The sequence below is a fragment of the Hymenobacter negativus genome, from assembly GCF_016056375.1.
Classification (GTDB): Bacteria; Bacteroidota; Bacteroidia; order Cytophagales; family Hymenobacteraceae; genus Hymenobacter; species Hymenobacter negativus_A.
Window position 1 is genome coordinate 41,221 of record NZ_JAEDAE010000001.1, and the last position, 22,738, is coordinate 63,958.

Sequence of the window (22,738 nt, forward strand, 5' to 3'; positions counted from 1 at the left end):
GGGAGCGGGAAAGCGGCCGGCAAAGATAGCCGGAAAATAGCCCTTCGTACCTAATAGTGCGGCTGCCCCGGCGCGGTGCGTAGCTTTGTGGGCCCCGCGCCACGCGTCGGGGCGCATTTTTCGTAATCTAGCCTTCCCTCCAGCATCAAACGGTTTTTCGGCAATATCAGCTTCGTCGTCCTGCTCAACCTGCTGGTAAAGCCCGGCTGGGTGGTGGTCGAAAACCTGGTGCAGGACCGGCTCGGGCACGCCACCTTCGGCCTCGTCACGGCCCTGTCGGCCCTCACGCTGGTAGTGGCCGCCCTCTCCGATTTGGGCCTGACACCCTACGCAGTACAGCGCGTAGCGGCCGAGCCTAGTTTCATGGCCGAGACCTTTCCCACGCTGCTGCCCCTGCGCGGCGCGCTCAACTTTGTGGCCCTGGCCGCCATGCTGGTGGTGGGCTGGGTGCTGGGCTACCGCGGCCCCGAGCTGGCCTTGCTGGCGGCCGTGGGCGCGGCGCTGCTGCTGGCTCAGTACGGGCAGTTTTTGCGCGGTACCCTCCAGGCCCATCAGAAATTTAACACCGACGCCGTGCTCTCGGTGGTCGAAAAATTCCTGCTGCTCGGGGCCGTGCTGGCGCTGCTGCCGGTGGGCCTCACGCTGCCGCGCTACGTGGGAGCGCGGCTGGGCGCGGCGGCCTTCACCACAGTGCTGCTTTATGGGCTGATGACGCGGTTTTTTGGCCGCGTGAAATACCGCTGGAAAGGCCCCGTGGCCCGCACGGCCCTGCGCGCCAGCCTGCCCTTCGCCCTCATGACGCTGCTCTACGGCGTGAACGAGCGCATCGACATGGTGATGCTGGAGCGCCTGGCCTCGCCCACCGAGGCGGGCTACTACGCCGGGGCCTACCGCTGGGTCGATGCCGTGATGATGTACGCCTGGACGGTGCTGCCGCTGTTTTTTGCCAAGTTTGCCAGCGTGCCGAAGGATGCCGGAGCCCAGCGTGAGCTGCTGCGCTTCGGGCAGCGCATCGTGACGCTGCCACTGCTTTTTGTAGTGGCTTTCATCCTGTTTCGGGGCGAGGTGGTGTTCTGGCAGTTCAAGCACAGCAGCCCGGCCGAAGTGGCCCGCATGACGCTCTGCCTGAAAATATTATTCGTCAACGTGCTGGTCCACGGCTTTTTTGCTATTTACAGCACCCTGCTCACCAGCACCACTCACGAGCGCGCCGTGAGCTGGCTGGTGGCCCTCAGCATTGCCCTCAACATCGGCCTGAACCTGATTTTTCTGCCCAAATTCGGGGCCGTCGCGGCTTCCGTCGATACCTTGGTTTGCGCGGCGGCGGTGTCGGTGGGCTACCTCGTGCTGGTGACGCGGCGCACCAGCGTGGGCGTGCCCGGCCGCCTGCTGGCCCGCCTGCTGTTGTGTTTTGGGCTGCTGTGCGGGGCGTGGGCTGGCCTGCAATATGGCTTGTACCTGAAATGGTGGCTGGAAGCGGGCATCATGGCCGTGGTATTTGGGCTGATTGTGCTGGGCACCGGCCTGGTGCGCCGCAGCGAAATCAACCAGCTTATTCCGGGCAAGAAAGCATGACCTCTGCGCCACTGCACATCGCCGTAAATACCCGCTTCCTGCTGCCCGGCGACCACCTCGAAGGCATCGGCCGCTTTACTTATGAGACGCTGGGGCGCCTCGTGGCGCAGCACCCGGAGGTCACGTTTCATTTCCTGTTCGACCGCGCTTACGATTCCCGCTACCTGTTCGGGCCCAACGTAGTGCCGCACGTATTGCAGCCGCCGGCGCGGCATCCGTTCCTGTTTGTGGCGTGGTTTGAAGGTGCAGTGGCGGCGTGGCTGGCCCGACACCGGCCGGCGGCCTTCCTCAGCCCCGACGGCTTCACCACGCTAAACACCCGCGTGCCCCGCGTCACGGTCATCCACGACCTGGCTTTTGAGCATTTTCCGCTCGATGTGGGCCTGCTGCAACGCAAGTATTACCACTTTTTCTCGCCTCGTTTCGCCCGCGCCTCCGCACAAATAGTAGCAGTGTCCGAAGCCACAAAGGCCGACATCGTGCAGACCTACGGCACCGCACCCGAAAAAATCAGCGTGGCCTACAACGCGCCCGCCGATTTATTCCAACCCCAATCGGAGCAAAGCCAGCGGGAAATTCGCCGGAAATTCAGCCACGGGCAGCCGTATTTTTTGTTTGTCGGGGCCCTGCAGCCACGCAAAAACCTGGGCAATCTGCTCCGCGCCTTCGACCAGCTCAAAGCCACCGGCGGCGCGGCCGTGGCCGATGCCCAGCTCCTCATCGTGGGCCGCAAGGCCTGGAAAGCCGGCCCCATCCTGGCGGCGTATCAGCAGATGCGCCACCAAAACGCCGTGCATTTCACCGGCCGCGTGGCCGATGCCGAGCTGGCCGGCCTCTACGCGGCGGCCCGGGCCACGGTGTACGTGCCTTATTTCGAGGGGTTTGGAATTCCAATTGTGGAGGCGCAGGCCAGCGGTTGCCCGGTGCTCACGTCGGGTGTCAGCTCGATGCCGGAGGTGGCAGGGGAAGGCGGGGCGCTGCTGGTCGACCCGCGTGATGTCGCCAGCATTGCCGCCGGCCTGGCCCGTTTGTGGACCGATGCGAGCCTACGGCAAGAGCTGATAGCCCAGGGGCATGAGAATTTAAGCCGGTTTTCGTGGGCGCAAAGTGCCGAAGTGCTGTGGCAGGCCATAGAAAAGGCCATCAATAAGCAGTAATTTGAAGCGGCAGGACATGCCGCACGAAGCGCCGCCCGGCCGTACTTTTGCACCTAGTTATGGCCCGTTTGCATCCCTACAATTTCGCCCACGTGCTGCTGCCGCAGCTGGCGTGGCGGCGTCCTTCGTCGGTGCGCCGGGAGCTCAGCGACCCGTACCTGGCCAAAGAGCTGCTGCATTACGTGTGGGACAAAGCGGCTGAACACGTAGCCCCCGCCGACCGCGTGCCGCCCAAGGGCCTGCGCCTGAGCTGGCACGAGGTAGCCGGCCGCGTCACGGCCCTGTTCCATTTGCCCGCGCCCCAGGCCACCATGGAGGCCCATTTTTCGGCCCTCGTGTACGAAGAGGACGACGAGCCCGCCGAAACCGAAGCCGAGGAAACGCGCCCTCGTTACTTTACCCTCGAAGCCACGCTGGGCCTGAGCGGCCCCGCCGGCACGCCCACCGTGGTAGGCGAATGGGCCGGCGACGTGCACCGCCACATAGTGCGCGGTCCCGCCGGCGGCCGTCCCAACACCGCCGAGGCCTTCCTCGAAGCGCTGGCCACCGTGCTCGGCCCACTGCCCGATACCAGCGTGCCCTTCATGCGCATCGTTCGCTCCTGATGGCGGGTGCCTCTGCCTGGCTCGAAGCGGCCGTGCTCACGCGCCCGCCCCGGCTGCTGCACGCCCTGCTGCCCGGCTGTGAGTGGACCGGCCCCGCCGCCACGCACGCCGGCGCGCCGGTCGTGTACCTCACGTTCGACGACGGCCCCATTCCCGAAGAAACGCCCTGGGTGCTGGAGCAGTTGGCATTGTTTCAAGCCAAAGCCACCTTCTTCTGCGTGGGCGAAAACCTGGTGCGCTACCCCGAAATTGCCCGCGCCGCGCTGGCCGCCGGCCACCGCCTCGGCAACCACACCCACCACCACCGCAGCGCCTGGGCCACCGCTCGCACGGCTTACCTGGCCGATGTGGCTGCCTGTCAGGCTCAACTTGATGAGCTGCTGAAGGAGGCCGGGCAAACCGCTGTTCCGCTTTTCCGCCCGCCATATGGCCGGCTTACCTGGCCGCTGCTGCCCACGCTGGGGCGTGATTTTCGCGTCATCATGTGGTCGGTGCTCACCCGGGACTACGACCCCGGCCTGAGCCCGGAAACCTGCCTGCGGTTTGCGCTGGAAGCCATCCGGGCCGGCGATGTGGTGGTGTTTCACGACAGCCGCAAGGCTAGTGCCCGGCTGCGCTTCGTGCTGCCCCGGGTGCTGGCCCACCTGGCTGCGCAGGGCTTTCAGTTTGCTACGCTATGAGCGGGCTGCTGCTGAATTTTCTGTCGATTTACCTGGCCTTGTGGCTGTTGGGCATGGCATTCACGGCGTGGCGCTTCGCAAGCCGGCGCGGAACCAAACCGGCCGCCAGCCTGCCCGCGCCGTTGCCTCGCGTGAGCATTCTCATCGCCGCCCGCGACGAAGAAATGGCCCTGCCGCGCTGCCTGGCCAGCCTGCGGGCGTTGGATTACCCGGCCGAATTGCTGGAAATTCTCGTCGGCGATGATGGCAGTACGGACCGCACCGCAGTCGTGGCCGCTGCCGCCATGCAGGGCTTCGCGGGGCAGTTTCGGCTGATTTCCATCACCGAAAACCGGGGCCGGGCTCGGGGCAAGGCCAACGTGCTGGCCCACCTGGCCCGCTTGGCTACCACCGAATTCTTCTTCATTACGGATGCCGATATCAGCCTGCCCAAAACCTGGATAGCCGGCCTGCTGGCCCATGCCGCGCCGGGCGTGGGCACGGTCACGGGCATCACGGCCGTGCGCGGGCCGCGCCTGTTCGACCAATTGCAGGGCATCGACTGGCTGCTTTCGCTGAGCATGGTGCAAGTGGTGAGCGACCTGGGTCGCCCCGTAACGGCCATGGGCAACAACATGCTCGTAACCCGTGCCGCTTACGAGGCTACCGGCGGCTACGAAGCGCTGCCCTTCTCCGTGACCGAAGATTTTGCCTTGTTTCAAGCGGTGCTGGCGGCCGGCTTCGGCTTCCGGCAGGTGTTTCAGGCTGATATCCGGGCCGATTCGTTGGCCATGCCTACCTGGGCGGCGCTGCTACGGCAGCGCAAGCGCTGGCTGCGCGGGGTGGCAGGGCTGCCGCTACGTCTGCGGCTGGAATTGCTATTTTTCAGCGGCTTCTGGCCGGCGCTGGCTGGTGTAGCGATGATGGCTGGACCGGCCGTGGCGCTTGGCGTCTGGGCCGCTAAAGTGCTGGTGCAGGGCGCGCTGGCGGCGGCGGCGCACCACCGGGCCGGCCTGCGGCTGCGCTGGTGGCTGCTGCCGTTGTTCGAGCTTTACACGCTCGGACTGACGGCAGCTATTCTGGTGTTTCAGCTGAGCGGCGGGAAAGTGGTGTGGAAGGGCAGGAGCTACGAGTAGTTGAGCAGATGCTTATTTCCCGCAGTGGGCGCAGTGAAAAGGGCCGTGTTTCGCAGTGCTATTCGTTGGACGACACTGCGGAACACGGCCCTTTTTCACTGCGACCACTGCGGGAAATTTTTCGTGGTGGAAATGAGGCTACTTCCCTTTCTCAACTACTACCAGTGCAATGTTCACTAGGTCGGTAGGCTCATTAGGCCGCATTTCGGGCGCGGGGTTGATGCCCACTTTATTAGGGTCGAACTCTCCCTGCTGAGCCAAAATGCGTTGCGTTTCCAGTAGTTTGGCCCGGCTGAAATCTTCGCCTGAGCGCAACGGAATGAGCTTGAGTAGAGCGGCCGTGGAGGTTTTGGTGTTGCCTGTGATGCTAACGCGACCAATCTGTGCTTTCCGGCCTTCGGAAATGTTGAAAGTCAGGTCGGTAGTGCCGTTGGGCTGGCGGGTGGCTTTCGGGCTTACCGAGAAGAACAGGTAGCCGTGGTCCATGTAGCGAGAGGTTACGTCGTCACCTTTGGGGTCGAAGCTCAGGCGGCGGGCCACGGCGGCGGAGTCGTAGGCGTCACCGGTTTTGAGGCCCAGGGCCTGGTTCAGTTCAGTCGCCGTCAGATACGTGTTGCCCTGCCAGCTGATGCGGCCAATGCGGCCAATGCGGCCCGCTGCCGCATTCGGTGCGGCTGTGGTATTGGCCGGTGCCTCGGCCGGAGCCGCAGTTTCCGGAGCCGGCGAACCGACGCAGGCCGTGGCCGCCCAGGTAAAGGCAAAAACTGGCACAATGAACAGAAAACGAAGCTTTTTCATGGGAGAGGAAGTTGGTTGAGTGAGCATTTGGATTCGTAGAAAAATTTGTTTGTGGGAGAAGGCATGAACCAGGGCAAAGGGCAATTGCTGAGCGGCCAGCTTTATCAGCAGTTCGCCGTAAGGGGCAGGGCTGGCCTGGGTGCGGGCCACGGCCGCGTCGGCCAGGTACTCGTGCACCACTTTCAGCTGCCGGCCGATGTAGCCCACCGCGCTGTTGAACCAGAACATCACGCCCAGTGCCTCCACCAAGAGCAAATCCAGGGTGTGGCGCTGCTGCACGTGCACCTGCTCGTGCAGCAACAGCTGCTCACGCTCGGCCGGGCTGAGCGCCTCGTGTAGCGGCGACAAAAACACGTGCCGCCCAAAGGAAAAGGCTGGCATACTGGCCTCAGGCAGATGCACGATGGCGAAGGTGCCCAAATCGGTCTGCGGATTCTGCCGGGCCAGCCGGCGCAACGTCCGCACATTGCGCACGGCCCGCACCAGCTTATAAAGCGCCCCCAACGCGTAAAGAATCACCGCCCCGATTAGCAACATCGCCAGCCAATCTGGCCCGTTGGGCGTGGGCGTAGCCACCGCCTGGGCCAAGGGCGCATTCAACTGCCAGTTGAGGCGGAGCGGCAGTTGGGCCACGGCCGGCGCGGCGGCTGGGTTGGCCAGCCAGGCCGCCAGGCCCGGAAAGCCCACCAGCGGAATTACCACGCTTGCCAGCAGGGCACCCAGTAGGTAGGCCCGGTTCCAGGCGAAGTAGGTGAGGCCGGCTAGCAGCAGGCGGTAGGCCAGAGCAAATATTATCAGGCAGAAGCTGGCCTCGGCCAGATAAAGCAAAAAGCTAGTGAGCATCGCCATCGGGTTTGGGGCCGTTTTCGGAATCGTGGAGCAGGTCGAGCAACTGCTGTTTCTCGCGCTGGCTCAGGGTTTCTTCTACCATGAACGACACCAGCGCCGTGGGCGAATTATCGAAATACTGCGCCAGCATCCGCTTCAGGCTTGCGGCCCGGTACTCCATCTTGCTGATGAGCGGGAAGTACTCGTAGGTTTTGCCATAGGCCTTGAAACCCACGTAGCCCTTGCGCTCCAGAATGCGCACCACCGATGAAATGGTGTTGTAGGGCGGCTTCGGGTCGTCGGGCAAGTGGTCGATAACGTCCTTTACAAAAGCCTTTTTCAGCTTCCAGAGCGCCTGCATGATGCGCTCTTCCGTTTTGGTTAGTTCTTCCATGTGTCAAATGTATAACGTATAAATCAGTTTAAAAACTTGTTATTAAGTTTTAAAACTGATTTATACGTTGATATCCGTTTTTGAGCGCGTCGGCTGCTTTTTAGCAAGCAAAATAGTTGTCGGCCCGTGCCTTCGCCCGACCTTTGCGCCACTATGCACATCACCGATTCGCACGCTCACCTCTACTCCGAACAGTTCCGGCCCGACCGCCTTGAGGCCCTGCGCCGCGCCAAGGAAGCGGGCGTGCGCACCATCGTCATGCCCAACGTCGACCACAGCACCATCGACGCCATGCTCGAACTGGAGGCTGAGGCCCCGGAAACCTGCTTCGCCATGATGGGGCTGCACCCGTGCTCGGTCACGCGCAATTTTGAACAGCAGCTGTACGAAGTGGAAACGTGGCTGGGCCGTCGGCCTTTCGCCGCCGTGGGCGAGGCCGGGCTCGACCTGCACTGGGATAAAACCCTACTGGCCGAGCAGCAGCAGGCCCTGAAAATTCAGCTCGACCTGGCTAAAAAGCACAACCTGCCCATCGTGCTGCACACCCGCGAAGCTTTCGCCGAAACCGTGGCGCTGGTCGAAGCCGCGCAGGACGGTACGCTGCGGGGCGTGTTCCACTGCTTTTCGGGCACGCCCCAGGAGGCCGAGCAGGTTATCAAGCTGGGTTTCAAGCTGGGCATCGGCGGCGTGGCCACTTTCAAGAACGGCGGGGCCGATAAGGTACTGCCCGGCATCGGCCTGGAGCATCTCCTGCTCGAAACCGACTGCCCGTATCTGGCCCCCGTGCCGCACCGGGGCAAGCGCAACGAGCCAGCCTACCTGCCGTTGGTGCTGCGCCGGGTGGCCGCATTGCTGGGCCTGCCCGAAGCGGAGGTGGCCGAAGCCACCACGCGCAACGCAATGGCGCTGTTTAATCTGTAGTAATCGGGTTATTGGAAATAAAAACGTCTGTCATCCTGAGCGCAGTGCTTAGGATGACAGACGTTTTTATTTCTAAAACTGCTACTACGCGGCGCGTTCCAAGTCGGTGAGCAGGCCTTCAATCTGGTCCGAATAGGCGTTGACCTGGTCGAGGCCGGCGCGGGCTTCTTCGAGGTGGCCGCGCTGGTAGCGGGTGGCCAGGTCCTGGCCGGTGCTGAGCATTCGCTGGAGCACGTGTTCGAGCTCGCGCACGGCGGGCTGGCCGGCGGCCTGGGGCTTGAGCACGGTTTGAATCCACTGGCCCAGCGGGTTCTCGGTGAGGGAAAACAGGGCCGGCTCGGCTTCGCGTACGCCGTAGAGCACCGAGCGCAACCGCGACTTAAACAGCACCTGCTTTACGCGGGCTTGCTGAAAGTCGAAAGAAGAAAGTGGCATGCTGGGGCTGAAAAAAAGTCGAGCAGAAAGGACCGCAAAGATACACCGGTTTTAGCCGGCCGTGGCAGTGCCAAGGGCATCGGTGGCCGCGTCGCGCACATGCTCTAGGGCTTGGCGGGCTTTCACCAGGTCGGTTACCTCAAAAGCGAAGACCATGATACCGGCCGGCTGGCCGTTTTCGCGGAACTGCTGATAGATGAAATTAAAATAGCTGTCCTTGAGTACGTTGCTGGTGTCGCGCTCCAGCTGCAGCTTCATCTCGTTGCCATGGAAGGTTTCGCCGGTTCGGAATACGTCGTCGAGGATGGTGATAATGCCCTGGTCTTTCACCTCGGGTAGCACTTCCGCCACGGTGTGCCCCACCAATTGGCGGTGCGGGAAAATCTGCTGGTAGTTCGGGTTCACGAACTCGTAGCGGTGCTTGGGCCCGCGCAGAATGCAAATCATGGACGGCGCCTGCTGAAACAGATTCTCATAGGTTTCGCGCTGGTTTTCGGCCTTCTGGTACATCTGGTAGGCCTGCTCGGACAGCGTGTTCTGCTGCTCGTTAGCGGTGAGGAGCTCCTGCACCATCTGGCGCTGCTCGTGGATGTCGGTAGCACCGCCCACCCAGAGGTTGATGCGGCCCTCGGCATCGCGGCGGGGCACGGCCCGCACCAAAATCCAGCGGTACTGGCCGTCGTGGCGGCGCAGACGGTATTCGACTTGATAGGGGTCGCCGGTTTTCACGGAGGTGAGCCAGGCGGCGAGCACACGGTCGCGGTCTTCTGGGTGCAGGCTCTCGCCCCATTGCAGGCCGGTTTGCTCGGCCAGGGGCTTGCCGGTGAAAGTGAGCCAGCGGGAATTAAAGTAGTCGCGTTGGCCGGCGGCATCGGCGGTCCAGATGAGGACGGGCAGGTTTTCGAGGATGAAACGGGTGCGGTCCTGGGCTTCGTCGAGGTCGCGCTGCACTTGAGCGGCGCGCTGGGCAGCGCGGTGGGCCTCGGTCACGTTTTGGGTGCGTTGCAGGATGTATTCCAGCTCGCCCTGCTCGTTCAGAATGGGGTAGTGGGTAGCCTGCCAATACATTTCCTCGAAGCCGCCGCCCTGCTCGGCGGGCAGGGCCAGGTCGTAGCGAATGAGGGGCATGGTGTGCGGCGCATGGTGCTGGCGCACATGCTCATGCGATTGAAAAATGACATCACCCTCGTTCTGGTCAACCGACGGAAAGGCTTCAAACAGCGTTTTGCCCACTACCTCGGCCCGGGGCTTGAGGGATGCTTCCACGTGGCCGTCGGTATTGTCGACGATGGTGGCATCGGGCAACATCAGCAGCAGGTTTTCGGGCAGGGAGCGAAACAGGCGCTGATAGTCGGGGGAAGCAACGAAAGCAGTCATTGGGTCAAACGGGGAGAGGAAACGCAATACAATACAATACAAGCAGAAAAGGCCGGCGGTCCGAAACTAAAACGGGAGCCCTCGGAGCCTTAAAAGTACGGCCGGCTGCGCACTGCGCAAAGCCGGCCAGCGGCGCTTAAGCCGCGGCCAGGCCACGCTCCAGGGAGAGGAGCAGGGTTTCGATGTGGTCGGCAAAGGTGTTGATTTGGTCGAGGCCGGTGCGGGCTTCCTCGATGTGACCGCGCTGGTAGCGGGTGGCCAAGTCTTGGCCGGTGCGCAGCATCTGCTGCACGGTGCGGTCGAGCTCGCGCACCTCGGGGTGGGCGCCGTGCTGGGGCTGGAGCACGGTGTGCAGCCACTGGCCCAGCGGGTTTTCCTGGGGCGAAAAGAGGCTGGCTTCGGCCTCTCGCACGCCGTAGAGCACGGAGCGCAGCCGCGACTTAAAGAGCACCTGCTTCACGCGGGCCTGCTGAAAGTCGAACGAAGTAAGAGGCATAGAGAAGGGTGTAGAAAGAATAGAAGGGTGGCCAAAAGGCAAAGAAGCGGCGACAGAGGAGCCGCAAACCTCAACAATGGTTGCGGGCGGCCTACCACAAATCAGGCCAATGGCAAATCGGGGTCAGTATTGCGGAGTTTTTCCAGGGCTTGGCGGGCCTTCACGAGGTCGGTGACTTCGTAGGCAAACACCATGATGCCGGCCGGCTGGTCGTTCTCGCGGAATTGCTGATAAGTAAAATTGAAGTAACCCGTGCGCAGCTGGCCGCCGGCGTCACGCTCCAACTGCAGCGGCAGCTCATGGGCTTCGAAGCTCTCGCCGGTCTGATACACCTTGTCCAGCAGCTCCATAATGCCCTGGTCTTTGACTTCGGGCAGGGCTTCGGCCACGGTGTGGCCCACCAGCTGGCGGTGCGGAAACACCTGCTGGTAGCGCGGGTTCACAAACTCGTAGCGGTGCCCGGGCCCGCGCAGGATGCAGATGAGGGCCGGGGCCTGAGCAAACAGGTTTTCATAGGTTTCGCGCTGGCTTTCGGCCTTTTGGTACTGCTGGTAGGCCTGCTCGGAAAGGGCGGCCTGGTGCTCGTTGGCCGTCAGGAGCTCCTGCACCATCTGGCGCTGCTCGTGGATGTCGTTGGCTGCACCCACCCACATGGTGATGTGGCCAGCGGCATCGCGTCGGGGCGAGTTACGGATAAGCAGCCAGCGGTACTGGCCGTCGTGGCGGCGTAGGCGGTATTCGTGCTGGAAAGGGGTGCCGTTGGCCAGGGCCGTTGCCCAGGCCTGTTGCAGGCCGGTCCGGTCGTCGGGGTGCGTTATTTCGGCCCAGTCGATGGCCTGCATCTCCTGCTGGGTTTTGCCCGTGAACTCCAGCCAGCGGTTGTTGAAGTAGTCGGGGGTACCATCGGGGCGGTTGGTCCACACCAGCACGGGCAGGCTTTCGAGGATGAACCGGGTGCGCTGCTCCGACTCGTCGAGGGCCTGCTTGGCGTGGGTGGCAGCCCGGCTGGCCCGGTGGGCTTCGGTCACGTCCTGCGGAATCTGCAGGATGTATTGCAGCCGTCCCTGGGCGTCGAGGATGGGGAAGTGGGTGAGCTGCCAGTACCGCTCCTCGGTGCCGCCGCCCAACTCGGCGGGGCGCTCCAGGTCGTAGCGCAGCAGGGGCATGGTGTCGGGTCGCAGGGTGCGGCGCACCTGCTCGTGCGAGGCGGCCAGGTCGCGCTGGCTTTCAGGGGCCGAGGGGTAGGCATCGAAAATGTTGCGGCCCACGGCCTGCGCCCGGGGCAGCAGCGACACGGCTACGTGCTGGTCAGAATTGTCGAGCACGGTGCCATCGGGGGCCAGCAAAAGGTAGGAGCCGGGGAGGGCGTGAAACAGGGCCTGGTAATCGATGGGCAGGGAGGTATCAGCCATGAGGCGGGCTAAATGGATAGTGGCGCCACAAGTATCAGCGGACAGTGGTGAGGGGCGCGTGAAGGCGGGGAAGGATGGTTTAGGCCGCCAAGCAGGGGCGGAGGGCACTGGAAGCCCGGGCCCATTGTTGCCAACAGAGGAGCTTCGTTCTACAAGAATACGAGTTAAGCGGCAATTCGGTTGGAATTATCCAATTTCTGAGGCTATAGAGTCAGAAGCTCTTGCTCAACCCATCGTTCGGCTCGACGGTTCATCCGGACCATCCGACGGTTCGGTAACAGGAAGTTGAACACCGGGTCAGCCTGCGGGCACTTTTGAGCCATCAAAACACCCGCCGCCATGAAAACTTCGCTACTGCCGCTGCTCCTGCTGCTGAGCGCCGCCCACGTCGTCCTAGCTCAAACCGCTACTCCACCAGCCCACCAATCCACCACGGCACCAACCCGCCTGCACGGCGTGGTGCGCGATGCCACCGGCCAGCCCCTGCCCGGCGTGAACGTGTTCCTGAAAAGCACCTTCGACGGGGCCAGCACCGACTCGCTCGGCCGCTTCGATTTTCGCACCGACCGCGCCGCCGGCCCGGCCGTGCTGGTGGTGAGCTTCATCGGCTACGTGCCGCAGGAACTGCTGGTGACGCTGGGCGAAGGCGCCATCAGCCTGCCCAACATTCGGCTGAAGCTCAACCCTGCCGCCCTAGGCGACGTGGTGGTGACGGCCGGGGCCTTCGAAGCCAGCGATGCCAAGCGCGGCACCCTGCTCAAGCCCCTCGACATCGTGACCACGGCCGGGGCGCTCGGCGACGTGGCCGGCGCGCTGAATGCCCTGCCCGGCACCACGCGGGTGGGCGAGGACGGCAAGCTGTTCGTGCGCGGTGGGGCGGCCTCGGAAACCAAGTATTACATCGACGGGCTACCCGTGCAGACGCCCTACGGCGGTGCGGTGCCCAATGTAGCCTCGCGCGGCCGGTTTTCGCCTTTCCTCTTCAAAGGGCTGGTATTTAGCACGGGCGGCTACTCGGCCGAGTACGGGCAGGCGCTGAGTGCGGTGGTGGTGCAGAACTCGACGGATTTGGCCCCCGAAACGCAGTCGAGCATTTCGCTGATGTCGGTGGGCGGCAGCCTCGGGCGCACCCGGCGCTGGGAACGCACCTCGGTGGCCGTGAGCGCAGACTACACCAACCTCGCGCCTTACTACAACCTCGTGCCCCAGAACCTGGGCTGGGACAAGGCCCCGCTGGTCCTGGGTGGCTCCCTCAAAGTGGCCCACAAAGCAGGCGAGGCTGGCATGCTGAAAATCTACAGCACCTACAGCCGCCAGCGCCTGGCCCTGCGCCAGCCCGACCCCAGCCCCGCCTACGCTGCCGACGGCCACCCCATCACGCTGGCCAACGACAATGCTTACCTCAACGCCACCTACCGCACTCCGCTCGTGCGCGGCTGGAGCCTGAACACCGGCCTGGCCCTGACTGTGGACGACAACCTGATTCGGACCGACGCGCAGCGCGTGCGCGACCTCGACCAGTCGGCTGTGGCGCGGGTGGTGCTCACCAACGACTCGGCCAGCACCTGGTTCAACCTTAAAATGGGCCTCGAAGGATACGCCCAGCGCTACCGCCAGCAGTACCAGTCGTCGGCCGAAGCAAGTACGCTGGCCCTGGCCGTGGATGAGCAGCGCGGCAGCGGCTTTGCCGAAAGCGAGATGGTGCTGAGCCACCGCCTGGCCGCCCGGGTGGGGGCGCGGGCCGAGTATTCGGCGTTGCTGCACCAGTTCAATGCCGCGCCGCGTCTGGGCCTGGCCTACAAAACCGGCGAGCACAGCCAGCTTTCGGCCGCCTGGGGCTACTTCTACCAGACACCTACTACCGACCTGCTGCGCATCAGCCACGCCCTCAACTTCGAGCGAGCCGAGCACTACAGCCTCCTGTTTGAGCGCACCGTGCACGACCGCACCCTGCGCGCCGAGCTCTATCAGAAAAACTACCGCCAGCTCGTCACCTACGACCGCGCTAACATCTACAACCCCGTCGGCTACCAGAACGCCGGCAGCGGCTACGCCCGCGGCCTCGACGTGCTGTTCCGCGACCGCAGTACCTTTAAAATGGCCGATTACTGGCTTAGCTATGGCTTCCTCGACACCCGCCGCCAGTACCGCGCCGACCCCGTGGCGGCCATCCCCACCTTTGCCGCCCGGCACAACCTGAGCGTGGTGGGCAAGTACTACGTGGCCCGGATGCACACCCAGTTCGGCTTCACCTACAGCTACGGCAGCGGCCGCCGCTACTTCGACCCCAACCTGCCCGGCTACAACCAGGCCACCCTGCCCGCCTACCAGGACCTGAGCCTCAACGTGAGCTACCTCACCCATTGGTTCAAGCAGTTCACCATCGTCTACGTCTCGGCCTCAAACGTGCTGAATCGCCAGAATATATATGGCTACACCTTCGCCGGCACGCCCGATGCCGCCGGGCAGTACCGCAGCGCCGCCGTGCTGCCGCCCGCCCCGCGCATGCTGTTCGTGGGCGTGTTTATCTCGATAAATAAGACCAAAGTGGATTTGAACGCGCGGCCGGATTAAGGACAGCTGGCAGTTGGCCCGTGCCAGCCGGAGAGAAAATGTGGTTGGTCCGTGAAATAATCGTGTGGCGGGGCACGTTGCAGGCCCACCATCCACTGTCAATTCCACATATGCCTATTTCGTTACGAAGATTGACGCTGGCCCTTTGTGCCGGCGGCGCGCTGGGGCTCACCGCCTGCAAGAAGCATCAAGAGCCGGCCCCCGATACCCGTTCGCAACGGGAAATATGGCTGACCACTCCGGGGTGGAGCATGCAGACCATCAAGGACGAGTTGACAACCCCGGCGGGTGTTGTGACCACCTCCACCAGCACACCCGCGTCCTTCTTTGACCCCTGCCATCTAGACGACCTGACCCGTTTCAATGCCGACCGGACCTTTACGGTAGACGATGGGCCGATAAAATGCCCGCAGCCCGCAACGTCCAGCACTAACACCTGGAGTTTCGCCGCTAACGAAACGGAAATCCTGTTTAGCAACGCCACCAAGAGCAATAAGATTACAACCCTTACCGCAACTACCCTGGCGCTGACTTATAACGAGACCTACCCTGACGGAACGATGTGGACCCAAACGGTTACGTACGCCGCCAAGTAGCCGCGGGTGGGTGCCTGAAGTAGGAGCAAGCCCTCGGTAAGCAGTTACGGGATAATGGCCCCTCCAGCCACGCCCGATGCCAGCGGGCGATTCCGCAGCGCGACCGTGCTGCCGCCTGCCCCGCGCATGCTGTTCGTGTGGGTGTTCATCTCGATAAATAAGACAAAAATGGATTTGAATGCGCGGCCGGACTGAGTTGTAGTGTGGACTCTGCGAGTCCACACTACGGTGCTAGCGGCGCACTTTCGGTGCGGCTTTGGGCCGGGCAGGCCGGGCCAAGGCCTGGCGTACCTCGGCGGCCGTGGCCAGTTCGTTGAGGTCGGGGCGCTCGGGGGCTTGCTGGTACTGCGGCCGTCCGGCGGGGTCCACGTCCCGGTATTGCCAGATGTCGGTGCGATAGTGCGTGCGGCGGCCGTACGTCCAGTGGCCGTTTATTTTTACCGGGTCGCGCAGGCTGCATGAGGAGAGTGCGAGCAGGTCCTTGCGCCCGTCGTGGTTGGCATCGGTAAAGAAAAGCGCACTCAGGTACGTCAAATCGCCTTGCGAGTCGATGGGCAGCACAAGTACGCGGTAGGTGTCCGGCTGGTAGGGGTCGAGCACAAAGAGTGCGCTGCCGTACGCGTCGCGGTCGCCGCCCGGTACCGAGAAAAATAGCTGCTTGCCGAAGGCGCTGGGCCGCCAGGAGTAGGCCAGCAGGTCGTTCGACTGGGCGAAGGACACCGGTAGCACCCGCCGCACGAAGGCGCTGTCGGCCTCGCACGGCAGGCGCTGGGCTTCGCCCTGCTGGCGCGTGCGTTCTTCGATGACAGCGGGCTGTTGCTGGTGCGGCGCTTCTGGTTCCCAGACCAGGGTTGGGCCAGCGGGCGGGGTTGGCAGGGCCACGCCCAGCGTGTAGGCCACCCGCACCGGCCGTCCGCCCTGCCGGCCCGGCACGAAGACGGGAAGGCGGCGCACGGCGGCCAGCACGGCGGCATCGGCGGCGGCGCTCAGGCCGCGCACGATGCGCAGGCTGTCAATAGCGCCCGTAGGCTCGATGGTGAACCGGACGACGACGCGGCCCGCCGGCCGGGGCTCCGCCTGCGGCCACTCAATGGCTTCCTCGATGGCCAGCTTGGTGGCCTCGGGGCCGCCCCAGCCGGGCAGCTTGGGCAGTTGCTGCACATTGGGCGGATTGACTTCGGTGGGGCCAAATTTTTGGGCCGAGGCAACATGTGCGACGCCGTAGCCGCCAAGCAGCCCCAGGAGAAGAAAGCCGCGTAGTAGGAATGCCCGACCGGACATAAGAAATGGGGACATGCCGCAAAGGTGAACCAGAAAATGGCTACTGCCGGGCTGCCCGGCCCTATTACCAACCGTTGCCGTCGCGCCAGCCGCCGGGAAGCCGGTGGCCTCGGCCGGAAACAACCACCAGCCGGCGCAAACGGCCCATTTTTTTGGCACGATTGGCCCCGCTGTGGGGACGCCTTTTGCCTCACCTTTGTTCCATTCACCTTTGTGCCATTGAATCACCCAAACAGCACTCTCATGAGAAACCTCCGCATCCTGGCCCACATCTCCCTAGACGGCGTCATCCAACATGAAAACGACGCCCAATTCACGCACGGCGACTGGACGACGCCCTACCGCACCCCGGCCGGGCTGGCCGCCGTGCTCGAAGCCCAAGGCCGCCGTTTCGATTTGCTGCTGGGCCGTCGCACCTACGACCTGTGGGCCGGCTATTGGCCCAACGCCGGCGATACCCCGATTGCGAATGGAATAAACACGGCCACCAAATACGTGGCCACCCACCGGCCCGACAGCCTCGTCTGGGGCCCGGCCCAGGGCGTAGGCCCCGACATTGCGGAAGCCATTCGTGCCCTCAAGGCCACCGCCGGCCCCGACCTCGTGGTGTGGGGCAGCACCACGCTGACCTCAGCGCTGCTCGACGCGGGGCTAGTGGATGAGGTGGTGCTGCTAACGTACCCGGTGCTGCTGGGCCAGGGCAAGCGCCTGTTTTCGGACAGCATCACCGCGCGCGAGCTAGCCTTCGTCGGCTCGCAGGCCACGCCTTCGGGCGTGCTCGTCAGCACGTACCGGTATGTAGGAGCGCTGCAGTAAGGCTATCAACGCTACTGCCCAAACCGGTAGCGCAGGCCCAGCGCGGCACTGCCGATAAAGTCGGGGCGGGTAAGGTCACGGTTGGTGGTGATGTCGAAATTCAATTCGAAGCGGGAACTGAGGCGGTAGCGCGCGGCCAGGCCCGCCGTGAGGAGCCAGTTGTTGGTGGCGTTGCGGACAGCAAATGGCGCCGATTGGGTGCTGCCGGAAAACCTGTCGATTTGGGTGCCGCGGGAGTAGCGCGCGGCGTGCACCAGTCCAACGCCGCCCAGCACATCGAACTGCAGCCGGTGGGCAGGCTGGCGCGTGAGGGTATAGCGGGCCAGGGCCGAAACCGACGTGGTGCGCACGGTGTAGGTATTGCTGTATTGATAGTAAACGGCCGCGCCGGAGCCATCGTAAAAATAGCCGTCATAGGCGTATCTGCTGGTGCGCCCGCAGTAGGCCGCGCCCAGCTCCAGGGCTAGGCGGGGCCGCAGCTGGTAGCCGGCCGTGAGCTGCACCGGCACCCGGAAGCCGGTGTCGCCATAGCGCAGGTCGCCCAGGTTTTGGTAGTTGCTGTGGTAAGCCCCCAGGCCGATATAGAAGCGCCGGGCGGTGGGCGCATCGGCAACGGTAGTGGTTTGGGCGAGGGCGGGCAGGGCGGCCGTGCAGAGCAGGCCGCCGAGCGCGAAGGTAAGGAAACGCATGGATGTAGAACGGAAAGAGACCAGAATATTGCCAAGAGCACACTGGTGGCCCCAGCGTTGCACGGCCGAAACCTAAATCCGCACAAAAGCGCCGCCCGCTGGTCGGTCCCGGCCGACGGTTCATCCCCTTCATCCGACGCTTCGGGAACACCCATTTCCGACCGGCCCGGCCCGCTGCCACCTTTGAATCATCAATCACGGCAACCATTCCTTCACTCACACCATCAGCCCTCATTTTATGAAAACCCTCGTTCTCACCCTCGCTTTCGCCGCCGCCTCGCTCGCCGCCAGCGCCCAGGCCCAACCGGCTGCTATTGCTCCGGCTGCCACAGCCGCTGCGCCTGCCGATGCCTACACCACGATGATGAGCGCCACCATCGCCGAGCTGATGAGCACCGGAGACCCGGCCGCCCTCAAGGCCGTGGCGGCCAAGCTGGAGCGCGCTGCCACCGTGGCCCCCACCGACTGGCTGCCCCGCTACTACCAGGCGTATGCACTGGTGGTGAATAGCTTCACGAGCAAGGAGGACGGCGACACCAAAGACAAAACCCTCGACCAGGCCGAAGCGGCCCTCGGCCAGGCCCGCCAGCTGCACGGCGATGCCTCGGAGCTGCTCACCCTGCAAGCCTACCTCTACCAGGCCCGCCTGAGCATTGCGCCCATGGCCCGCTCGCAGCAATATTCCGAAATGGTGGGCGAAGCCGTGGCCCAGGCCCAGGCCATGAACCCCGCCAACCCGCGTCCCTACCTGGTAGAGGCCAACAACGTGTACTTCACGCCCAAGATGTTCGGCGGCGGGGCCGAGGCTGCTAAGCCGCTTTACGAGCAGGCCCAAGCCAAATTTGCCGCCTTTGTGCCCGCCGGCCTGCTCATGCCTAGCTGGGGCGAGCGCCAGTTGCAAGTCCGCCTGAAGCAGTACGAAACGCCCGCCACGGCCGCCGCGAAGTAGGGTGGTAGATGCTTGAAATTAGGCAGTAAGATGAGCCTGCCGGGCCTTTTAAATTCCATATCTACCCCCAGTCCCTTACTTTGATGGAAACTTGCCCGCCCACTGCCGTGCTGCCGCCCCACCCGCCCCTTGCCCAGCCCTGGATAACGACCTCCGAGCACTCGCAGCTGCGCAGCATCTGGAAGCGGCGCTGGTGGATACTGCTGGGCACGGCAGGCTTCGCGTTTTCCAACGAACACCAGCCCTGGCTGCATCCGGTGAACTACGCCATCAGCTTTGCCATTTCGCTGGCGTATTTTGTGGGGCTGTGGCTGGCCAATGGCTACACCGGCGACTGGCTCAATCGGCACCAGGGCTGGACGGAGCGCCCCATGCGCCGCCTGCTGCTCACGGTGGGGGCCTCGGTGCTGGCCTCGTTTTCGGTGATTCTGGTGATGGGCGAGTTCATTACCGTGGTGCTATGGCACAAGGACCCCTTCTTTCCGTTTCGGCACAACGTGGCCGGGCAGGTGGTGGCCCCGCTGGTGATGACGGTGATTATCTCGCTGTTTATGCACTCGCGCTCCTTTCTGCTGGGCTGGCGCGAAGCCACGGTGCGCGTCGAGCGCCTCGAAAAGGAAACCGCCGTGGCCCGCCTCGACTCCCTGCGCCGGCAGGTGGACCCGCATTTTCTGTTCAATTCGCTGAACGCGCTGACCAGCCTGGTGGAGGAAAACGATCCCGCCCGTGCCGTGCGCTTCATCCGGCAGCTCTCGCAGGTGTACCGCTACGTGCTCGACAGCGAAAACCAGGAGCTGGTGCCGCTGGCCGATGAAGTTGCCTTCGCCGAAAGCTACCTGTACCTGCAGAAAACCCGCCTCGGCGAGGCGTTGGCCGTGGAAATGGACCTGCCACCCGCCGCCGTGACCCCGTACTACGTGCCGCCGCTGGCCCTGCAGCTGCTGCTCGAAAACGTGCTCAAGCACAACGCCGCCTACCAAACCGACCCGCTGCACCTGCGCGTGACGCTGGACCCGGCCGCCCACACCCTCACCGTGCGCAACACCCGCCGCCCGCGCCGCTTGGCCCCGGGCGAATCGTCGGGCCGGGGCTTGGCCAACCTGGCCGCCCGCTACGCATTCCTCACCGACAAGCCGGTGGTGAGCGGGGAGGAGAACGGCGAGTTTGTGGTAACGCTGCCGCTTTTAGTCATTTAACAATTACCATTTATCATTTAACACCCGGTAGGTTTGCAGCGGGGCTGTTGGCACCCACCGAATCCGACTTACGCCGGGCTGTTAAATGTTAAATGATAACCGTGATAATGAAGCTAACTGCCCTCATCGTTGAAGACGAACCCCTCGCCGCCCGGCGCCTGGCCGACATGCTGGCCCGCCAGCCCGAGCCGCTCGAAATCCTCGGCACGGCCGAATCGGTGGCGCAGGCGGTGAGCTTGTTGCGGGAAATATCGCCCGACGTGCTGTTTCTCGACATCAACCTGGCCGATGGGCTGAGCTTCGAGATTTTTGAGCAGGTGGCGGTGCGCTGCCCGGTCATCTTCACTACCGCCTACGACCAGTATGCCCTGCAAGCCTTCAAGGTGAACAGCGTGGATTACCTGCTCAAGCCCATCGATGCCGACGAGCTGGCCGCCGCCCTTGCCAAGCTACGCCAGCGCCTGCCCGCCGCGCCCGCCCCAGCCGCCGCCCCACCGGCCTTCGACCCCGCGCTGCTGGCCCAGCTCGTGCAGCAGATGCAGCAGAGCGCGCCGCCCGCCGCCAGCTACAAAACCCAGTTTGTGGTGCGCGTGGGCGAGCACCTGAAAGTGGTGCCGCTCGACCAGATTGCCTACTTCTTCAGCCTCGAAAAAGCTACCTTCCTGCAAACCACCGAGGGCCGCAAGTTCGTGGTAGACTACACGATGGACCAGCTCGAAACGCTGCTCGACCCGCGTCGCTTCTTCCGCCTCAATCGCGCCTACCTGGCCCAGCAGTCGGCCATTCAAGACATCATCCACTACGCCAACTCGCGCCTGCAAACCGTGCTCAAGCCCACCGCCCCCGATGCCCAGGTGCTGGTGAGCCGCGAGAAGGTGAACGTGTTCAAGAGCTGGCTGGATAGGTAGCGTCAGGGTAAAAAAACGTCCTGCTCACCCCTCCAGCCAGGCTTTCAGGGCGGGGGCTTTCTCGCGGCTCACTAGGATTTCTTCGGCCGGGGCAGGGTGCAATTCGACCATTAGCTTGCCGCCGAAATGTGGGTGCAGGCGGCGCACGGACGGCAATTGGGCGATGATTTGGCGGTTGAGTCGGAAGAACCGGGCCGGGTCGAGCAGGCCTTCGAGCTGCTCTAAAGTGTAGTCGAGCACGAAGCGACGGCCGTCGGTGGCCACCAGCGTCACAGTTTCGTTCCGGCTCAGAAACCAAGCCGCTTCGGCCACCGGCAGGGGCAGCATCTGCTCGCCCTGCCGCACCAGAAACCGCGTTTTGTAGGGCCGCAGGGTATCGAGCATGCGCTCGATGGAATTAAGGGCTAAGAGTGAAGAATTAGGAGTTGAAACTGCAGAATCTGTCGCATCAACTTTCAACTCTTCACTTCTAACCCTTAATGTTGACCACTGCTGCAGCTTGGCCAGGGCAGCTTGCAGCTCGGCCAGCTTCACCGGCTTCAGCAGATAGGCCACGCTGTGGGCCTGGAAGGCGCGGATGGCATACGCATCGAAGGCGGTGGTGAAGATGACCGGACTGGGCACTACGGCCTGCTCCCAGATTTCGAGGCTGAGCCCATCGGCCAGTTGGATATCGCTCAGAACAAGGTCAGGCGCGGGGTGGGCGGCCAGCCAGGTCAGAGCGCCGGCCACGGTGTCAAGCACGGCCAGCACCTGCGCGTTGGGGGCGGCTTGCAGCAGCAGGCGTTGCAGGCGCTCGGCGGCGGGGTACTCGTCTTCGAGGAGGAGAACGGTCATGGTGGCGGGTTAGCTCTGGGCCGGTAGCAGGGGCAGTTTTACTACGAATTTGCCGTCGGTGGCGCCGGCCTCCACGGTTTGCGCTGCGCCCAGCAGCGTGTAGCGACGGCGCACGTTGGCCAGGCCGGTGCCCGTGCCGGGCGCAAAACCGGCTGTGCGCAGTCGCAAAGTGTTTTCAACCACCAAAACATCTGGCGCATCGACAGCCACGACTAGCCGCAGGTGCAGCGGGTGCTCGCGCGAGGCCACGTTGTGCTTCAGTGCATTCTCCACCAATAGCTGCACGCTGAGCGGGGCCACGTGCCGGGATTGGACGGCGGGCGCAATGTTCATTTCGACCCGTAGATTATCCCGAAAGCGGGCTTTGTGCAGTGCCAGGTAGGTTTCGACGAAGGCCAGCTCCTCGGCCAGGGGCACGGTGGCGCGGCCCTGAGCCAGCAGTACGTAGCGGTACACGTCGGCCAGTTGCTCCACGAAGTCCTGGGCCGGGGCGTTGTCGGGCTCGATGAGGGCCGAGAGTGTGTTGAGGTTGTTGAACAGAAAATGCGGGTCGAGCTGGTTTTGCAGAGCCTCCAGCTGGGCCTGGTTCTGGGCGCGGCCCAGCGCCTCGGCGCGGTCCAGGCTGGTCTTCCACTGCTCGAAGAAATACATGGTTTCGTAGAGCGTGAGCACCGCCACGGTGGGCACCAGGCTGAACCGGACCTGCACCAGCAGCGCCGGGAGCGTGAGGGGAAATTCCTTGGGAAGCAGCGCGTGCAACGGCAAAATCAGCAACACCGACGTGGCGGCGGTAATCAGCACCGCCAGGCCGGCCAACAGCCAGAGGCGGCGCGGCGTCTGCTCGGGGCGGGGGAGGCGGGCCAACAGCGCCATCCACAGCTGCCGGTTGGCCAGCCAGTAGCCCGTGGTGAAATACAGCGAAACCACCCAATGCATCAGCACCAGTGGCCAGCGCCCATCCGGCTCGTTTGGCAGGCCAACGACAGTAATGGCCAAACTCAGCAGCGGAATGCCTCCCAGCAGAAACCGACGGTCATTGAGGGCAGGCATGGGCGAGGCGGCGGGGCGTGAGGTGACAATCCGTCAAAAATAGCGGGCG

Annotated in this window: 23 protein-coding genes; 13 read left to right on the plus strand and 10 right to left on the minus strand. The window is 63.7% G+C overall.

Annotated features, from left to right (window positions below):
• Positions 1–165: 165 nt before the first annotated feature.
• From I7X13_RS21845 to I7X13_RS00230, 5 genes are read left to right on the plus strand one after another with little or no spacing between them, the layout of a single operon-like run.
• Entirely contained in the window at positions 166–1,575 is a 1,410-nt protein-coding gene (locus I7X13_RS21845) for an oligosaccharide flippase family protein (RefSeq protein ID WP_317191527.1), read from the plus strand.
• Complete coding sequence (locus I7X13_RS00215; RefSeq protein WP_198073909.1) at positions 1,572–2,732, plus strand: glycosyltransferase family 4 protein; 1,161 nt, start codon at positions 1,572–1,574, stop codon at positions 2,730–2,732. Before I7X13_RS21845 ends, I7X13_RS00215 begins: the two co-directional genes overlap by 4 nt.
• A gap of 59 nt (positions 2,733–2,791) precedes the next feature.
• Positions 2,792–3,337, plus strand: a complete 546-nt coding sequence (locus I7X13_RS00220) for a hypothetical protein (protein ID WP_198070161.1) — start codon at positions 2,792–2,794, stop codon at positions 3,335–3,337.
• Positions 3,337–4,017: a polysaccharide deacetylase family protein gene (locus tag I7X13_RS00225; protein WP_198073910.1), complete on the plus strand. Its 681-nt coding sequence runs from the start codon at positions 3,337–3,339 to the stop codon at positions 4,015–4,017. The genes I7X13_RS00220 and I7X13_RS00225 overlap by 1 nt, the downstream gene beginning before the upstream one ends.
• Complete coding sequence (locus I7X13_RS00230; RefSeq protein WP_198073911.1) at positions 4,014–5,132, plus strand: glycosyltransferase; 1,119 nt, start codon at positions 4,014–4,016, stop codon at positions 5,130–5,132. The genes I7X13_RS00225 and I7X13_RS00230 overlap by 4 nt, the downstream gene beginning before the upstream one ends.
• A 138-nt stretch (positions 5,133–5,270) precedes the next feature.
• Here I7X13_RS00230 and I7X13_RS00235 read toward each other — a convergent pair whose 3' ends face one another.
• Together I7X13_RS00235 and I7X13_RS00240 are read right to left on the minus strand one after the other, a co-directional pair.
• Positions 5,271–6,779, minus strand: coding sequence for a M56 family metallopeptidase (locus tag I7X13_RS00235; RefSeq protein WP_198073912.1), 1,509 nt, complete (start codon positions 6,777–6,779; stop codon positions 5,271–5,273).
• Complete coding sequence (locus I7X13_RS00240; RefSeq protein ID WP_198070165.1) at positions 6,763–7,152, minus strand: BlaI/MecI/CopY family transcriptional regulator; 390 nt, start codon at positions 7,150–7,152, stop codon at positions 6,763–6,765. Before I7X13_RS00240 ends, I7X13_RS00235 begins: the two co-directional genes overlap by 17 nt.
• Before the next feature lie 153 nt (positions 7,153–7,305).
• Between I7X13_RS00240 and I7X13_RS00245 the strand changes: the two genes are divergently transcribed.
• Positions 7,306–8,073 carry a TatD family hydrolase gene (locus I7X13_RS00245; RefSeq protein ID WP_198073913.1) on the plus strand — a complete coding sequence of 256 codons (768 nt, stop codon included), beginning with the start codon at positions 7,306–7,308 and terminating at the stop codon, positions 8,071–8,073.
• Positions 8,074–8,157: 84 nt separating this feature from the next.
• On the opposite strand, the gene I7X13_RS00250 is transcribed toward I7X13_RS00245, so the two are convergent.
• The 4 genes from I7X13_RS00250 to I7X13_RS00265 all read right to left on the minus strand — a co-directional run bounded on the left by I7X13_RS00250 (position 8,158) and on the right by I7X13_RS00265 (position 11,793).
• Positions 8,158–8,508 carry a hypothetical protein gene (locus tag I7X13_RS00250; RefSeq protein ID WP_198070167.1) on the minus strand — a complete coding sequence of 117 codons (351 nt, stop codon included), beginning with the start codon at positions 8,506–8,508 and terminating at the stop codon, positions 8,158–8,160.
• 51 nt (positions 8,509–8,559) lie between these two features.
• Complete coding sequence (locus I7X13_RS00255) at positions 8,560–9,885, minus strand: PAS domain-containing protein (RefSeq protein WP_198073914.1); 1,326 nt, start codon at positions 9,883–9,885, stop codon at positions 8,560–8,562.
• Positions 9,886–10,021: 136 nt separating this feature from the next.
• Positions 10,022–10,381, minus strand: coding sequence for a hypothetical protein (locus tag I7X13_RS00260; protein ID WP_198070169.1), 360 nt, complete (start codon positions 10,379–10,381; stop codon positions 10,022–10,024).
• A gap of 101 nt (positions 10,382–10,482) precedes the next feature.
• On the minus strand, positions 10,483–11,793 hold the full coding sequence (locus I7X13_RS00265) for a PAS domain-containing protein (RefSeq protein ID WP_198073915.1): 1,311 nt from the start codon (positions 11,791–11,793) through the stop codon (positions 10,483–10,485).
• Between the two features lie 339 nt (positions 11,794–12,132).
• Between I7X13_RS00265 and I7X13_RS00270 the strand changes: the two genes are divergently transcribed.
• From I7X13_RS00270 to I7X13_RS00280, 3 genes are all read left to right on the plus strand, one after another.
• Positions 12,133–14,367, plus strand: a complete 2,235-nt coding sequence (locus I7X13_RS00270) for a TonB-dependent receptor (RefSeq protein ID WP_198073916.1) — start codon at positions 12,133–12,135, stop codon at positions 14,365–14,367.
• Between the two features lie 110 nt (positions 14,368–14,477).
• Positions 14,478–14,963: a hypothetical protein gene (locus I7X13_RS00275; RefSeq protein WP_198073917.1), complete on the plus strand. Its 486-nt coding sequence runs from the start codon at positions 14,478–14,480 to the stop codon at positions 14,961–14,963.
• A 54-nt stretch (positions 14,964–15,017) separates the two neighbouring features.
• Positions 15,018–15,158 (plus strand): hypothetical protein, encoded by a 141-nt coding sequence (locus I7X13_RS00280; protein WP_198070173.1) that lies wholly within the window; start codon positions 15,018–15,020, stop codon positions 15,156–15,158.
• A gap of 36 nt (positions 15,159–15,194) precedes the next feature.
• On the opposite strand, the gene I7X13_RS00285 is transcribed toward I7X13_RS00280, so the two are convergent.
• Positions 15,195–16,244: a TonB family protein gene (locus I7X13_RS00285; protein WP_198073918.1), complete on the minus strand. Its 1,050-nt coding sequence runs from the start codon at positions 16,242–16,244 to the stop codon at positions 15,195–15,197.
• 243 nt (positions 16,245–16,487) lie between these two features.
• Between I7X13_RS00285 and I7X13_RS00290 the strand changes: the two genes are divergently transcribed.
• Entirely contained in the window at positions 16,488–17,060 is a 573-nt protein-coding gene (locus I7X13_RS00290; protein ID WP_233454619.1) for a dihydrofolate reductase family protein, read from the plus strand.
• Between the two features lie 11 nt (positions 17,061–17,071).
• Here the strand turns inward: I7X13_RS00290 and I7X13_RS00295 are convergent, their stop codons facing one another.
• Positions 17,072–17,749: an outer membrane beta-barrel protein gene (locus tag I7X13_RS00295; protein ID WP_198073919.1), complete on the minus strand. Its 678-nt coding sequence runs from the start codon at positions 17,747–17,749 to the stop codon at positions 17,072–17,074.
• 238 nt (positions 17,750–17,987) lie between these two features.
• Here I7X13_RS00295 and I7X13_RS00300 point away from each other — a divergent pair, with 238 nt between their 5' ends.
• From I7X13_RS00300 to I7X13_RS00310, 3 genes are all read left to right on the plus strand, one after another.
• Positions 17,988–18,698 (plus strand): hypothetical protein, encoded by a 711-nt coding sequence (locus I7X13_RS00300; protein ID WP_198073920.1) that lies wholly within the window; start codon positions 17,988–17,990, stop codon positions 18,696–18,698.
• An 83-nt stretch (positions 18,699–18,781) separates the two neighbouring features.
• A complete protein-coding gene (locus tag I7X13_RS00305; protein WP_198073921.1) occupies positions 18,782–19,894 on the plus strand; it encodes a sensor histidine kinase in 1,113 nt (370 codons plus the stop codon).
• Between the two features lie 107 nt (positions 19,895–20,001).
• On the plus strand, positions 20,002–20,802 hold the full coding sequence (locus tag I7X13_RS00310; protein WP_233454620.1) for a LytR/AlgR family response regulator transcription factor: 801 nt from the start codon (positions 20,002–20,004) through the stop codon (positions 20,800–20,802).
• A gap of 24 nt (positions 20,803–20,826) precedes the next feature.
• On the opposite strand, the gene I7X13_RS00315 is transcribed toward I7X13_RS00310, so the two are convergent.
• On the minus strand, positions 20,827–21,639 hold the full coding sequence (locus I7X13_RS00315; RefSeq protein WP_198073923.1) for a LytR/AlgR family response regulator transcription factor: 813 nt from the start codon (positions 21,637–21,639) through the stop codon (positions 20,827–20,829).
• Positions 21,640–21,648: 9 nt separating this feature from the next.
• Complete coding sequence (locus I7X13_RS00320; RefSeq protein WP_198073924.1) at positions 21,649–22,689, minus strand: sensor histidine kinase; 1,041 nt, start codon at positions 22,687–22,689, stop codon at positions 21,649–21,651.
• Positions 22,690–22,738: the final 49 nt, after the last annotated feature.

Coding starts and splice junctions, on each gene's coding strand:
- I7X13_RS00215 (WP_198073909.1), top strand. CDS start 1,572: ATGACCTCTGCGCCACTGCACATCGCCGTAAATACCCGCTTCCTGCTG.
- I7X13_RS00220 (WP_198070161.1), top strand. CDS start 2,792: ATGGCCCGTTTGCATCCCTACAATTTCGCCCACGTGCTGCTGCCGCAG.
- I7X13_RS00225 (WP_198073910.1), top strand. CDS start 3,337: ATGGCGGGTGCCTCTGCCTGGCTCGAAGCGGCCGTGCTCACGCGCCCG.
- I7X13_RS00230 (WP_198073911.1), top strand. CDS start 4,014: ATGAGCGGGCTGCTGCTGAATTTTCTGTCGATTTACCTGGCCTTGTGG.
- I7X13_RS00235 (WP_198073912.1), bottom strand. CDS start 6,779: ATGGCGATGCTCACTAGCTTTTTGCTTTATCTGGCCGAGGCCAGCTTC.
- I7X13_RS00240 (WP_198070165.1), bottom strand. CDS start 7,152: ATGGAAGAACTAACCAAAACGGAAGAGCGCATCATGCAGGCGCTCTGG.
- I7X13_RS00245 (WP_198073913.1), top strand. CDS start 7,306: ATGCACATCACCGATTCGCACGCTCACCTCTACTCCGAACAGTTCCGG.
- I7X13_RS00250 (WP_198070167.1), bottom strand. CDS start 8,508: ATGCCACTTTCTTCTTTCGACTTTCAGCAAGCCCGCGTAAAGCAGGTG.
- I7X13_RS00255 (WP_198073914.1), bottom strand. CDS start 9,885: ATGACTGCTTTCGTTGCTTCCCCCGACTATCAGCGCCTGTTTCGCTCC.
- I7X13_RS00260 (WP_198070169.1), bottom strand. CDS start 10,381: ATGCCTCTTACTTCGTTCGACTTTCAGCAGGCCCGCGTGAAGCAGGTG.
- I7X13_RS00265 (WP_198073915.1), bottom strand. CDS start 11,793: ATGGCTGATACCTCCCTGCCCATCGATTACCAGGCCCTGTTTCACGCC.
- I7X13_RS00270 (WP_198073916.1), top strand. CDS start 12,133: ATGAAAACTTCGCTACTGCCGCTGCTCCTGCTGCTGAGCGCCGCCCAC.
- I7X13_RS00275 (WP_198073917.1), top strand. CDS start 14,478: ATGCCTATTTCGTTACGAAGATTGACGCTGGCCCTTTGTGCCGGCGGC.
- I7X13_RS00280 (WP_198070173.1), top strand. CDS start 15,018: ATGGCCCCTCCAGCCACGCCCGATGCCAGCGGGCGATTCCGCAGCGCG.
- I7X13_RS00285 (WP_198073918.1), bottom strand. CDS start 16,244: ATGTCCGGTCGGGCATTCCTACTACGCGGCTTTCTTCTCCTGGGGCTG.
- I7X13_RS00290 (WP_233454619.1), top strand. CDS start 16,488: ATGAGAAACCTCCGCATCCTGGCCCACATCTCCCTAGACGGCGTCATC.
- I7X13_RS00295 (WP_198073919.1), bottom strand. CDS start 17,749: ATGCGTTTCCTTACCTTCGCGCTCGGCGGCCTGCTCTGCACGGCCGCC.
- I7X13_RS00300 (WP_198073920.1), top strand. CDS start 17,988: ATGAAAACCCTCGTTCTCACCCTCGCTTTCGCCGCCGCCTCGCTCGCC.
- I7X13_RS00305 (WP_198073921.1), top strand. CDS start 18,782: ATGGAAACTTGCCCGCCCACTGCCGTGCTGCCGCCCCACCCGCCCCTT.
- I7X13_RS00310 (WP_233454620.1), top strand. CDS start 20,002: ATGAAGCTAACTGCCCTCATCGTTGAAGACGAACCCCTCGCCGCCCGG.
- I7X13_RS00315 (WP_198073923.1), bottom strand. CDS start 21,639: ATGACCGTTCTCCTCCTCGAAGACGAGTACCCCGCCGCCGAGCGCCTG.
- I7X13_RS00320 (WP_198073924.1), bottom strand. CDS start 22,689: ATGCCTGCCCTCAATGACCGTCGGTTTCTGCTGGGAGGCATTCCGCTG.